The organism is Caldicellulosiruptor kronotskyensis 2002, from assembly GCF_000166775.1.
Taxonomy (GTDB): Bacteria; Bacillota; Thermoanaerobacteria; order Caldicellulosiruptorales; family Caldicellulosiruptoraceae; genus Caldicellulosiruptor; species Caldicellulosiruptor kronotskyensis.
Map to the genome: position 1 here is coordinate 1,514,582 of NC_014720.1, position 12,921 is coordinate 1,527,502.

At 31.3% G+C, this 12,921-nt stretch carries 12 protein-coding genes; 3 read left to right on the plus strand and 9 right to left on the minus strand.

The window, feature by feature from the left end; genetic code table 11:
- Window positions 1–40 precede the first annotated feature (40 nt).
- The 3 genes from CALKRO_RS06795 to CALKRO_RS06805 form a co-directional block, all read right to left on the minus strand.
- Window positions 41–3,541, minus strand: a complete 3,501-nt coding sequence (locus CALKRO_RS06795) for a VWA domain-containing protein (RefSeq protein WP_013430308.1) — start codon at window positions 3,539–3,541, stop codon at window positions 41–43.
- 137 nt (window positions 3,542–3,678) lie between these two features.
- On the minus strand, window positions 3,679–4,296 hold the full coding sequence (locus tag CALKRO_RS06800; RefSeq protein WP_013430309.1) for a TraR/DksA C4-type zinc finger protein: 618 nt from the start codon (window positions 4,294–4,296) through the stop codon (window positions 3,679–3,681).
- Window positions 4,297–4,325: 29 nt separating this feature from the next.
- Window positions 4,326–4,604 carry a DUF5665 domain-containing protein gene (locus CALKRO_RS06805; RefSeq protein WP_013430310.1) on the minus strand — a complete coding sequence of 93 codons (279 nt, stop codon included), beginning with the start codon at window positions 4,602–4,604 and terminating at the stop codon, window positions 4,326–4,328.
- Window positions 4,605–4,705: 101 nt separating this feature from the next.
- Between CALKRO_RS06805 and CALKRO_RS06810 the strand changes: the two genes are divergently transcribed.
- From CALKRO_RS06810 to CALKRO_RS06820, 3 genes are all read left to right on the plus strand, one after another.
- Entirely contained in the window at window positions 4,706–5,479 is a 774-nt protein-coding gene (locus tag CALKRO_RS06810; RefSeq protein WP_013430311.1) for an S-methyl-5'-thioadenosine phosphorylase, read from the plus strand.
- Between the two features lie 8 nt (window positions 5,480–5,487).
- A complete protein-coding gene (gene mtnA / locus CALKRO_RS06815; RefSeq protein WP_013430312.1) occupies window positions 5,488–6,516 on the plus strand; it encodes an S-methyl-5-thioribose-1-phosphate isomerase in 1,029 nt (342 codons plus the stop codon).
- 191 nt (window positions 6,517–6,707) lie between these two features.
- On the plus strand, window positions 6,708–7,334 hold the full coding sequence (locus tag CALKRO_RS06820) for a hypothetical protein (RefSeq protein ID WP_013430313.1): 627 nt from the start codon (window positions 6,708–6,710) through the stop codon (window positions 7,332–7,334).
- A 35-nt stretch (window positions 7,335–7,369) separates the two neighbouring features.
- On the opposite strand, the gene CALKRO_RS06825 is transcribed toward CALKRO_RS06820, so the two are convergent.
- The 6 genes from CALKRO_RS06825 to CALKRO_RS13860 form a co-directional block, all read right to left on the minus strand.
- Window positions 7,370–8,572 (minus strand): hypothetical protein, encoded by a 1,203-nt coding sequence (locus tag CALKRO_RS06825; RefSeq protein WP_013430314.1) that lies wholly within the window; start codon window positions 8,570–8,572, stop codon window positions 7,370–7,372.
- Between the two features lie 22 nt (window positions 8,573–8,594).
- Window positions 8,595–9,239, minus strand: coding sequence for a hypothetical protein (locus tag CALKRO_RS06830; RefSeq protein ID WP_013430315.1), 645 nt, complete (start codon window positions 9,237–9,239; stop codon window positions 8,595–8,597).
- A 33-nt stretch (window positions 9,240–9,272) separates the two neighbouring features.
- Complete coding sequence (locus tag CALKRO_RS06835) at window positions 9,273–10,832, minus strand: M56 family metallopeptidase (protein WP_013430316.1); 1,560 nt, start codon at window positions 10,830–10,832, stop codon at window positions 9,273–9,275.
- Window positions 10,833–10,839: 7 nt separating this feature from the next.
- Window positions 10,840–11,220 carry a BlaI/MecI/CopY family transcriptional regulator gene (locus CALKRO_RS06840; protein ID WP_013430317.1) on the minus strand — a complete coding sequence of 127 codons (381 nt, stop codon included), beginning with the start codon at window positions 11,218–11,220 and terminating at the stop codon, window positions 10,840–10,842.
- Window positions 11,221–11,417: 197 nt separating this feature from the next.
- Window positions 11,418–12,152 carry a hypothetical protein gene (locus CALKRO_RS13855; protein ID WP_237699044.1) on the minus strand — a complete coding sequence of 245 codons (735 nt, stop codon included), beginning with the start codon at window positions 12,150–12,152 and terminating at the stop codon, window positions 11,418–11,420.
- Entirely contained in the window at window positions 12,149–12,649 is a 501-nt protein-coding gene (locus tag CALKRO_RS13860) for a hypothetical protein (RefSeq protein ID WP_237699045.1), read from the minus strand. Before CALKRO_RS13860 ends, CALKRO_RS13855 begins: the two co-directional genes overlap by 4 nt.
- Window positions 12,650–12,921: the final 272 nt, after the last annotated feature.

Consider the following 12,921-nt stretch of genomic DNA (forward strand, 5'->3'; position numbering starts at 1 on the left):
TCGAACGATGCTATGTTTTCATCATTCTTTAAAATTTCTGTCAAATATTTGCCAAATCCGCCATCCCATCTAATCTTTTGATTCTGCGAAGCATAAAACAGTGCTGCTCTATAGGTTCCTTTTTTTCTATGAATTTTTTAAACTCTTCAAATTCTATTTTAGCAGCATCTTTATCAAGCTGTTCTCTCATGCCTTCTTCTACTTTATATAAGTATCTTTCAGAATTTGTTGAAAGCCAATCAAAAGATAGCTGGGCTAATCTTTCTTTTGTTCTTGTTTTGGGATTATAAACATTGCTAAACAGCCTGCTTTCTCCTACTGTCGGATATTTTGAGTTTTCCAAAGCACCTTTCGCTTCTACTATTAGATATTCTCTTGGCTGTGTATTTGTAACAAAAATTAAATCTGGTCCTTTAACACCGTGTTTTGCTTTGTATATACATTTATAGCCTAACTTAGTATAATATTCATATGCAGCTTCAACAGCAATTCTTTCAGCTAAAGCATTTGCACTTTTTAGTCCTGCTTTACTTACATATTCTTTTGCTCTTGCTATGATACTATTAGCATTTTCCAATTTTATATCTTGAGTTATAGAAAATTTGACTTTGCTATTTTTTATAATTGATGCAATTTCATCAAAATTATTGTGCTGAGCAAATTCAGAGACAGCCTTCAAAGGTTTATCATAATCCCCATTTACGACTTTTTTTGCAACATCAAAATTGTCTTGTCCTTTGCATAAAAGAGCAAACACAGGAGATAACAGGAAATTTCCAAAGACATTTTGCCATTCATCAAACTTATGAACAATAAACCTTGCTACAATGCTTATACATTCATCACCAAAGCTAATAAATTTTGTAAGTGTTCTTGCAATATCAGCACAGTCTCCCACACCAGGTATAAAGCCAATTAAATTTGTTAATACTCCTGCAAAATCTAATTTTGCCAAACTTGCTACAGCATCTCTTATATCTGAAAATGGTATAAATCCAGAAGTTATTTGACCAATTAAATATCCGAATGATTTTAGAGTTCTTTCAGCTAAAAGTCCATGTCGAACTAAAATCTCACCTGCATCGCCGCAAGTTGCACCAGCTAAGATGTCTTTGATATGTTCATACCAAGTTTTATCATAAAGATAAGGATCAAGTCCTTTTTCGAATTCTTGTTTGTCAGGATATGAATCACCATCATAATTTTTATGAAGGGGTGAATACCCCATGCTAATTTCATTTCCATCAGTCAAACCATCTTTATCGGTATCTGCAAGATTTATCTTTGTTCCCAGTTCATCTTCTTCCGCATCAGAAAGTCCGTCATTATCGCTGTCCCATTTTTTCGGATCACTTGTTGTTTTGTAATAATACCCGTTTGCTGCACAAACCAATGGTCCAATTTCTAAGCCGTCTAAAATTCCATCTCCATCTGTATCAGAATTTGATGGATCAGAATATACAATTGTTCCAAGACCTGTTCGTGCACCTGAAATTTCAACAGAATCTGGAACACCATCTTCGTCTGTATCAATTGGTTCTGTAACTATTTCAGTTATTCGCTTGAACACCTGTGGTAGTTGAGAAGCAGAAGATACAGGAAAATACATGCCTCCTGTTTGGGTTGCTATATCTCTCAAAAGATTTTCGTCAACGCTGGTTCCTAAACCTATAGTATATATTGTTATACCATTGTTTTTTGCTTCAGTTGTGAGATTATTGTCGTAATATCCTTCACCATCTGTTAAAAGTATAATTACTTTTATTCTATCCTCAGAACTAAGAGAAATTAATTGCTGGTTTGCAATTCTAATGCCTTCTGCAATGTTTGTTCCTCCCCAGCTATCAATCCTGTCAATTGCATTTTTTACGGCTTGAAAATCAGTCGTTAAAGGCTGTAGTAAATAACCAAAATCATCGAAATCGACAACAGCTGCTCTATCCCCTTGTATCAAGGCATCAACAAATGATTTTGCAGCAATTTTTCTATACCCGTTTGGATCATTCCAGCTCATGCTGCCAGATGAATCTAACACGAATACAAGGTCTATATAATTGATTTGTTGATTTATTTCTCTTTCGCCTTTATTTATTGGAACCTCCCAAATTGCTTTCCATGTTGGTATATAAAATAATACAAATGTTGTAAAATGGTTTGTTTTTGCCCATACCACTTTGTTTACAGGATCAACACCTTGTTCGTCAAGTGGAACAAAAGTCATCAAATCTTCATCAAGATAAAACATTTTTACATTTTGAAAATCTTGATTTGGGATTTTGCTTGTATCAATTGGTATAAATACTGTCGCTTCTTTGAAAGGTGCATATACTTCAATATCAACTGGTGTTGAAACTATTCCGTAAATTTCAGAAAATACTTCTTCGTCTTTTAGATTGTTTATTTCAACAAAGGATGAAATGTCCCCTTCTGCAACAATTTCTACTTTTGTTCCAGTCTGATCGTCTTTAAAGGTTTGCTTATATTCCTCAAGTCCGTCAAGTAAACCATCAGCATCACAATCAGGATTATTAGGATTAGTTCCTAATAAGTATTCACTTTTGTCGCTCAGTCCATCTTCATCTGTGTCAAATTTCAAAGGAGAACTTTTAAATGTAAATATTTCAAAATAGTCATCTAAACCATCGTTATCTGTGTCTGGCAAAAGCGGGTCAGTATTGTATTTTTGTTCATCTATATTAGTTAACTTGTCTTCATCAGGATCTTCTTGCCAGTCTGGTATACCATCTTTATCAGTATCAATTGATTTTCCATCTGTAAAGTTAAAAAGTTTTAATATTTCAAAAAAATCAGAAAGATTGTCTCCATCGGTGTCTAATTTATTTGTTTTAAGACCGAACTTTTCTTCTAAAAAATCTGGACATTTATCATTATCTTTGTCCTGAAGCTTTAAAATAGTAATATTAAGTTCATTTAACTGTTCCCATGCTTTTCGATAAAAATGAATAGCTTGTTCATTGTTCTTTTTGCCTTCAAATTCAACACCTTTATTAAACTCTTCAATTGCTTTTAAAAGTTCTTTCTTTTGTTTTTGGGTAAATATACCTTGATTATTTTCACAAACTATTTTTAGATTTTCTGTAACTTTTCTTGTTACTGCAATTAGATTTAGTTTAATTTCTTCTAAAGTTGAATCATAATGTTTTTTAAAATTACTGTGCTTTTGATAAAATTCAAGCTGCCTTACAGCCTTCTCAATGCAATCAAAAAAGTCTGAATTAGTAATTGTCGTGTCGCTATCAAAGTAATTTATGGCTTTTGTTAAATAAATTGATATCTTTTTGACTTTTTCCTCAGGGGATGGTTTTAAGTCATAAAATAATTCAGGGAGAGTAGAAATTTTTTTAATTTGAATTTGTAAAAGTTCACGGGGATTTTGGATTTGAGAAAAGTTTTGTGAGGTTTGAAATACTGATGCATCACTCAATGATAAATTATCTGATTTGACAAAGTAAGGGGAAAAAAAGTTGATAGTAAATAAGAATACAACCAACAAAGAAATAAATTTCTTTAAATACCTCATATAAAACCCTCCATACTACTAAAAATTTGAATAATCTTGTAAATATTCTATAATAATTATAAAAATCTTGTCAATAGCTATATAGTTTTTTGGTAATTCATTAGTGTTAATTAAAAGTTAGTTAGTTTTAGTCTCTTTTAAAAATTATCTTTAGAAATTTTATCTATTTCTTCAACACTATCATCAATATCATTTACATTCTTGTAATAATTTTTTCCATCAGATACCATTTCATCTTGAGGAGTATTGCTTGTTGAATGAATTCTAATTAAATTCCACATATCTGTGCCATCATGTTCTTCTTCCCCTTGATTTGGAAACTTGTCATTGAAAGGTTTGCCCAGCACCTTTTCTTCGATTGGTCTTTGGTCTGTTTGATAATTTTCCTGATTTTCCATATCTTTCTGGCACTCTATACAAAATTCTGTATAAGGGATTGCCAAAAGCCTTTCTATAGGAATCTCTTTTTTGCAGGACATACAGTAGCCAAAGTTTCCCTTTTCAATTTTGGAGAGCGCTTTTTCAATCAGCTCAAGTTTTCTTTTCATGTCAGCTTTCAAGCTCATGTTCTTTTCCGCTTCAAATAGGTCTGATGCAATGTCAGCTGGATGATTGTCATAGTTTGACACCTCATTTGAATAGAGTGAGCTAAAGTTTGCAATCTGATTTTTTTTAGTATTTTTTAAATACTCTTCTACTTCAGATTTTTTCTCTAAAAGCAATTTTTTCAGCATTTCAATTTCAGCTGGCTGCAATATTAATCTCTCCTTTTACTGAAGTTTTTTTAATGCATATAAAACTTTACAAATTTCAATATTTCAGCAATATATCGGCCAATTACAGGAAGGTTATATTTTACGATAGCGTTAAGTACATATAAAAGAAGAGCACCCAAAATAGAAAAGCCAAAAGCTGTTCCAAATCCCCGTGCAGCACCCGATAAGAAGTTTGTAAAAATTATCTTCTTTGGGTTTTTCAAATATTCTATATAGTAGCTAAAATTCATCCTTTCAAGTTTTAAGATAAAATCATTTAACTTTTCTTCAAATTCGTCTCTTGACATCATATCACCTTCTCAATAAATTATTTTGTTGATTTTTGCACATTTTATTTATATAATTTTTTTGAAATGCAAAAGTTTTTAATTCTTGGAGGTAAGAAAAGATGGAAAACAGAGCTGATATAGGGGTCTTTGGCGGTTCTGGTTTTTACTCTTTAGAAGATAATGTTGAAGAGATAGAACTTGAAACACCATACGGAAAACCAAGCGACAAAATCTCTTTGGTTGAGATTGCAGGCAAAAAAGTAGCTTTTCTGCCCCGTCATGGCAAAAAACATCAATATCCTCCTCACTTGATTCCGTACAGAGCAAACATTTGGGCAATGAAGATGCTTGGAGTCAAAAAGATAATTGGACCAACAGCGTCAGGAAGCTTAAAGCCTGAGATAAAACCTGGTGACTTTGTTGTGTGTGACCAGTTTGTTGACAGGACATGGGGAAGGAAAGACACATTCTTTGAAGGACCTGAAGTAAGGCACATATCTGCCGCAAAGCCATACTGTGAATATTTGAGAAAAATTGGAATTGAGTCTGCAAAAGAGCTTGGAATTACTGTGCATGAAAAGGGGACAGTTGTTGTAATACAAGGTCCGAGATTTTCCACAACTGCTGAGAGCAGATGGTTTTCAAGCATGGGCTGGGATGTTATTAACATGACACAGTATCCAGAAGTAATTCTTGCAAAAGAGCTTGGTATCTGTTATGTGAATATATCCCTTATTACAGACTATGACGCAGGACTTGAAGGAAGAGATGATATAAAGCCTGTGACAGAAGAAGAAGTTTACAGAGTCTTTAGAGAAAATAATGACAAAGTAAAAAAGCTTATATACAGAATGATTGAAAAGATTGATGTAGATTATGTTTGCGAGGAGTAAGAAGAAAGATGAAACACTTTGAGTTTGAAAATGATAAGCTAATTGTGCTTGACCAGAGAAAGCTGCCATTTGAAAAAGAGTATTTTGTTTGTAGCACATATCAGGATGTATATGTAGCAATAAAGGATATGATTATAAGAGGAGCACCGCTTATTGGAATTGTTGCTGCATATGGAGTTGTATTGGGTTTTAAGGAGATAATTGAAAAGGATATGGAGTCCACTAAAATTTATGAGGTCATAAACATTCTTGCAAGCTCAAGACCCACTGCTGTGAACCTTTTCTGGGCACTTGAGAGGATGAAAAAGATTTTTGAAGAGGCAAAAAATCTTTCTCAAAGCCAAATTTATAGTTTGCTGCTACAAGAGGCAAGGAAAATAGAAGATGAAGACAAAAGTATCAATAAAAAGATTGGTGAACATGGAAATACACTTATAAAAGAGGGTGCAAATATCCTTACTCACTGTAATGCAGGGGCTTTAGCAACAGGCGGGTATGGAACTGCACTTGGTGTTATCCGTGAAGCTCATTTTACCGGCAAGAATATTCATGTTTATGTAGATGAGACCAGGCCGTATCTTCAGGGGGCAAGGCTCACAGCTTTTGAACTTTCTGAAGATGGTATTCCCAATACAGTTATTTGTGACAACATGGCAGGTTATCTTATGAAGCTTGGAAAAATTGATTGTGTTATAGTAGGGGCTGACAGAATCGCTTTAAATGGAGATACAGCAAACAAGATTGGAACTTACTCTCTTTCTGTTTTGGCAAAGCACCATGGCATTCCTTTTTACATAGCAGCACCAGTATCAACCATTGATTTTAATATAAAATCAGGCTCAGAAATTCCTATTGAAGAGAGAAGCGAAGATGAAATAAGATTTTTCAATGATAAAAAGATTGTTCCGGATGGATCGAAGGTTTTTAATCCTGCATTTGATGTAACACCGGCTGAGAACATTACTGCTATAATTACAGAAAAAGGTGTTATTTTCCCACCGTTTGAGGAGAATATTTCAAAACTTAAAGAAAAGTAGTCTGTCAAAAAACGGGGTATTGTAAGAATTGAGTACCCCGTTTATTTTTTGTAGCTATAAAGAATTAGTACTTAGAATGTCATTGCTTTTTTTCTGCTTAGAATTGCATTTCATCTACATATGTGGTACAATGTTTATAAACTAAGTTTTCTAAAAATTAATACAAAGTAAAATTAAGGGGGATTAAACAAATGCAAAATATATTTCGTAAATTAATGTTAATATTCTCTTTAATTCTCATTGGATCATTGGTATTATTAAGTATTAGTTTAAAAATCTCTCACATTAAGGCTGACACAATCTTAAATAAGCATAAGCCAGAAGACAATAGCTCCGAGAGAATTCATATTATAAAAAACAAAAAGAAATTTATAGCAGATATCATCTCAGTTTTACCCGTTGTTGAAGAAAAGAATATAAACAACTCAACTGTGGACAGCAACATAAGTAAAGTAAAAGCAGAAAGGCAAGTACATTATAAAATTATTAAAGCTGTGCTAAATGAAGCCAATCACAAAAGCATCCTTGGTTTTGCTTCAAACAAAGATATATATTCATTTGTATCCGAAAAAGTCCTAAAAATACTCTTTCCCAAACCTACACAAGATACTTATACCTGTTACTATAAGGTAGAACCTGCTGACCCCAAGCAAACCGTTATTTGGAACAAAAAAGGATATTTTTATTTTGTGTACTGCTTTACAGACTCTTACACCATAAATCCAGCTGACCCTTATGGTGATATTAAAAAAATGGTTCTCTTGGTTGAGAAAATTAAAAACAAATGGATCATAAGCGATTTTTCAAGCAACAATTAAAAATAGTGGCGACTTATAATAGTTGTTTATCAGCTCTAATGTATTCGAATAGTATCATAACTCACCAAATTTCCTCTTACTTTAAACAACTGAAGTACTCTTTTGCTTTTTAGCTTGTAAATTGAACACCCTTTTCCACTTGAAAAGTATCCGCCTTTATCAGTAAAGTATATTCCATTTAAACCAACAACAGGCCAGTAGGTATTTATATTTTTTTGAATTTCGCTAATATATTCTAAACTTCCATTTTTAATATTTAATAGCACTAATTTTGCTCTAAAAGGATCTCTAATATTTGAATAGTCACCAAATTCTTTATATCCAGGACTTCCCTGTGAGAAAATAAATTTATCTTCTGAAAAAGAATTTACAGGCGGAGAGCACAGCCCTGTATTTTTCGTAAACTCTGTTACATTCCCTGTTAATACGTCAGCAACTGAAACCCAAATATATGATGGATCAGCAGGAGTTGAAGTACTGATTGCAATATATCTGCTATCCGTGCTCCATGCAATAGAGTAAATAATTCTATATACATTATTGATTGGTAAATCTCCAAATCTTTCGTAAAGTAACTTCTTCTTAATATTTTTATTTAAATCAATCAAAACCAGCGAGGTAGCAGCATCATTTTCTTTATTATCCATCTCACCACAGGCAATATACTTTCCGTTTGGTGAAAGAACTGGCAAGCAAAATGAACCTCTTGCAACTTGTTTTAGTGAAAAAGTATATATTTTGTTTTTTGGAACATACTCTGATTTCAAAAGATACAGTCTTTTTTCAGTGGCAATAACAAACTCACCTGTTTGTTTATTAGCACTGATATATTTTATCATTTCTGGCATTTGGTTTCGATAAACTTCTTTTTTAGTTTTGTAATCAACTAAAATTAACTCTTTCAAATCCTCACCACAATAAGCTACCTGATTTTTTCCCCATGCAAATAAGCGTACAGGAAAATAATCTAAACCTTTTATTTTATTGCGGCTCATTTTGATTTTGAAAAGCAAATCTTCTTTGCCACTACTGTGCCTGATTTTGCCATAAAATAAAGCAAAAAAGTCACCATTTTCGGTTTTATCAAAACGCTCTACATAGCCTACTTTTTCTGAAATATTTCCTATTAGATGACTTATAATAACAAAACAAATTATTCCTGCTATTATTAAACTTATAGAAACGTTTAAAAATGTTTTTATTTTTACATTTCCTTTTTTCCAAATAGTTAAATTCATAATTTTTCGTCCCCTCGAGATATTACTCTTTGAGGTTAACATGTTTAAACGCAACTACCTTACACTCATAACAGTCATAACCTATATCTTCGTATCTATTTACTATTTCTCCTTTTGCGTTATATAAGATTAAGTCTTTTAGCTTTTTATAACCGTCTACAATAACAATATATCCCTTATCACCTTTTACATTTTCTATTAGTTTTGTCCCATTTTCAAATTCAAATACCATTTTAGTGTAGTTAGTAGGCTTTCGTGCGCCTGTTGATGGTATCCATGTAGAGGTATTTAAGTTACAAAAATAAATGCTTTTTCCTTTATATTTAACTCGATTTACTCCAAATCCCATACTCATTGCTGGATACCCAGCAGATGCATACCATAACGCTTTATTGTTTTCAACCAAACATAACAAATATTGGGGTGAATTATCGGTAGTCATATAAAATAAAAATAGATACCAATTATCATGTTTTTTATATTTAAGTACATTAAAATTCTTATTTTTAACCATATAAAAAGCGTCTGACAATGCTGAAAAAGCTATTTTTTGAGCTTTAGTGTATTCATCTTCTTTTTTTGTAAAATCCTTTCTTGTGCACCCGCTTATATTTAGCATCATTAGTGTGAATAATAAAATATATGGAATAACTTTTTTTATCTTCAATGTATTCGCCTCCCATTTTATAATATCATGTTACTATTCAATACCAAAATCTCTATCTATTTGCTTTTTTATTTGCTCGTAATCAGGTTCTGGTAACTTTTGGTCAGTAGAGAATTCATAATGCATTAAGGCCCATTTGTCATAGATATGCTTTGTAATTTTCCATGTCCCATCCTGCTTTTCTAATTCAAAAATATTATCACCATAAGAAATAAATGATGGATATGCTTCTTTCAGTTTTATCTCTAAGTCAATAACTACCTTGGCTTTGTTGCCATCAAGTTCTATTTCCTTGTAATGAAGTTCATATGGAAAATGTCTATTCTCAACATAACAATATTTTTTTTCGTCTGTATATTTTCTTCTGAATACTAACATTTTTAATGCAACAACTTTATTATGATTCTGTATCTTTGACATATCCAAGTACGGTGTTATATCTATATACTCCATTTGAAGATAAGATTTGTACTGTGTTTCATAAAATCCTTCTATAGTTGATTTGATTGCTTCTATTTCATCGCTATCAAAACTCAAAATATCTTTTGCCCATATTTGAACAAATGCACTTAAGAATATTGTTGTTGATACTAACACTACAACAAACACCTTTGCACCTTTGCTCATTTTCCTTGACTCCAAACTCATAATAAACCTAAATCTCTCAACAATGCTTTCTTTCTTACCTACCAGACCAAATGCCGCGCCTGCTCCACTGCCTATACTCACCAAAAGTGTGTTATAAAGTACCTCTGCATACCTTCTTTTGCCATCCTTCTTAAGCTTTCTTATTACTTCTTCGTCACATGAATATTCACATTCTCTATTTAGCTTTAAAACTGCAAAATATACCAAGGGGTTAAACCAGTGAAGTGCATTTATTAATTTGCTTAGCCATTTAACAAGTATATCTTTTCTCTTGAAGTGTACAAGTTCATGTCTTATGATTAATCTTAAATCTTCTCTTACTATGTCCTTTGTTGGTATTACTAAGATCGGAGTAATTATTCCGATTAACATAGGTGTTTGTATAATATCACTTTCTAATATCTTTATCTTTTTTGGAATTTTTCTTAGATTGCAATACCTTTCAATCATTCTCCTGCAATATTCATTTGAACATTCTCGTGAACTTCTTATAAGTATCATTTTAAACCAAATATACCTTATCAAAAACCATGCAAAAAATACTATAGCACCTACAAGCCAGACATAACCAATAAATTCTACAAATTTTTCAAGGTTAAAATAACTAATATTTTTATAAGGCAGGGCAATTAAAGCCCCACCTTGTGCTGTATTTTCTGTTAGTTGTAAGTTCAATGCATTGTTGTTATTTAATTTTGAGGTCATATGACTGCTGTTGCCTAATATAATACTCTGATTTAGTACTCTACTATCTTTCTTACAAAATTTAATCAATACATTCCATGGAATGGTGAAACAAAAAAGCCCTACCATCCAAATATAATACCTTGCCCTTGCACTCAAATGCTCTTTAAAGATTTTGCTCAAAATAGCAAATATCAAAACAGCTATGCTTCCACCTACTGTCATTACTAAAATCCATTTGAATATAACTTCTATATTCATCTCATCTCTACTCCTCTTTTCTTAATAACTTCTTAATCTCCTCAAGCTCTTCTTTTTTTAGGTTTCCACTTTCAACTAATGCTGCTAATAAATCTTTTACAGAGCCATTAAATAGCTTATTCAATACCCTTGCTGTTTCTATCTTTGCGTATTCCTCTTTGCTAATAGAAGGACTGTAGTAGTAAAGTTTATCTTTTTTCTCTTGCTTTATTGCTTTCTTTTTTACAAGCCTGTCAATCAAGGTGTATATGGTTGACTTTTCCCATTTGATGTCTTTTTCTTTTAACCTTTGCACTATCTCTGGAGCACTGAGGGGCTTTCCTTCTTCCCATAAAACTTTCATAACCTCTAACTCAGCTTCTGACGGCTTTAATAATTCTTTGTTCATTTTCTTCACTCTCCCTTTACAATTGTGATTACATAATATATTTTACAATAGTAAAAAATATTTTGTAAAGAAGGTTTTTTTGAAATGATTTTTATTTCCTTTTTTATAACTGAAAAGTAAAAATAATGAGACTGCCCTTTTGGACAGTCCCTGTTATCTTAATCAATTGCCATTATCAATTTACAATTGTTGGTTATTCACTTTAAAAATAAATACTCACTATATTTTCCGTTAGTATTATCTTTAAAATAACTTCTTATAAATAAATTAGTAGAAGGAGTTTCAGAATAAAGCATGATATAATTGGAATATCCTTTTTGCAGTTTTAAATATGGAATCTTGTAATATTTTAAATCTTTTAATGAAAATATATAAATACCGTCTTTTAAGTAATTGCCGTACCAAGACAAATATCCTCCTGAAACATATGGGTCTGCAAATGTAATCATATTTGAATTTTTCATAGAATACAATTCAGGGTATACTATTATTTTCCATCTAATTGGTGCTTTTGATATATCACATAAAACTATTTGATCTTGAGAACTTATGCCATTTATATGGCGAAGAGCAATAACATAATTTTTATAAATCCTTGGTATTACAAGTTCATTATTTGGAGAGATTCTCGTTTTTTTCTTTTTTTCGATATTATATAAGTATATTTCTCCACTTTCTATCCTCATTGTATGAGTTTCTTCAATATTTGATATACACCAAACTATATTATCACCATAAATAGATGGAGGATATATTAATCTATTTTCTTTTTCAGGTATTTTTTCAATTATAGAATATTTTTTTGTTTTCATATCAAATAATTTTATAACTAAATAGATAATTCCTTTTCTATCCTTTTCGTAGTTTAAGTAAACAACTTTGCCATTGTGAGCAAATATATCTCTCCACATAACACTTGCTTTAGCTTTCATATCATCATTAGCTGAAATACTGTTTCATTACATTTATCAATCAAGCAGATAGTATTGGTATTAATATCATATCCATATAACTTCCAATTGCAACTTAGATATAAATATCCCTTTTTTCTTTCTCCTTCTATCCAATAGAAATATCTTCCATCAAAGTTTTCAGCAATGCTCAGAAAATTTTTTTCAGTAATTTTGTATATCAACTTTGTATAGTTTTTTTTAATGTCTTTAATAAAATATGCATCTTCATTGTTAGAAAGTCCAATAAATCTGTTTGAGTCAATAGCAATAATCAAATTTTCATCTTTATTCTTTTTAAATGTTTTTAAAAGAATATTATTAAAATTACCCTCATTTTTGGGAAAATATTCAAAAAGATTTTTACCATATACTATTCGCGGTAATGGTTGACTATTAATGAATTTAAGAAAAGAAAATAAAATAAAAACAGTTATTAAAATAAATATTTTTTTCGTAGTTTTTGATATATTACACATTTTTACTTCTCCTCGTTTCTGTGATTTTATTTGATCTAATTTAAAATTACCAAACGATACCTCTGTCTTTGCATAATTTGACGAATTCGCTATAATTATCAGTCAATTTACATCCGTTATTGTATTTAGATGAATCTGAATAATAAATTTGATGATTTACTGGATCATAACCAATTAATGCAATATAATGCCAATATTCTTTTTGTCTATCATAACTAGGTAGATGATAGCCACCTGCAACCATATGAATATCTGCGATAACACCATATCCA

Excerpts from the sequence above, each read along its gene's own strand:
- CALKRO_RS13860 (WP_237699045.1), bottom strand. The coding sequence starts at position 12,649 with ATGTGTAATATATCAAAAACTACGAAAAAAATATTTATTTTAATAACT.
- CALKRO_RS13855 (WP_237699044.1), bottom strand. The coding sequence starts at position 12,152 with ATGAAAGCTAAAGCAAGTGTTATGTGGAGAGATATATTTGCTCACAAT.
- CALKRO_RS06795 (WP_013430308.1), bottom strand. The coding sequence starts at position 3,541 with ATGAGGTATTTAAAGAAATTTATTTCTTTGTTGGTTGTATTCTTATTT.
- CALKRO_RS06820 (WP_013430313.1), top strand. The coding sequence starts at position 6,708 with ATGCAAAATATATTTCGTAAATTAATGTTAATATTCTCTTTAATTCTC.
- CALKRO_RS06825 (WP_013430314.1), bottom strand. The coding sequence starts at position 8,572 with ATGAATTTAACTATTTGGAAAAAAGGAAATGTAAAAATAAAAACATTT.
- mtnA (WP_013430312.1), top strand. The coding sequence starts at position 5,488 with ATGAAACACTTTGAGTTTGAAAATGATAAGCTAATTGTGCTTGACCAG.
- CALKRO_RS06805 (WP_013430310.1), bottom strand. The coding sequence starts at position 4,604 with ATGTCAAGAGACGAATTTGAAGAAAAGTTAAATGATTTTATCTTAAAA.
- CALKRO_RS06840 (WP_013430317.1), bottom strand. The coding sequence starts at position 11,220 with ATGAACAAAGAATTATTAAAGCCGTCAGAAGCTGAGTTAGAGGTTATG.
- CALKRO_RS06835 (WP_013430316.1), bottom strand. The coding sequence starts at position 10,832 with ATGAATATAGAAGTTATATTCAAATGGATTTTAGTAATGACAGTAGGT.
- CALKRO_RS06810 (WP_013430311.1), top strand. The coding sequence starts at position 4,706 with ATGGAAAACAGAGCTGATATAGGGGTCTTTGGCGGTTCTGGTTTTTAC.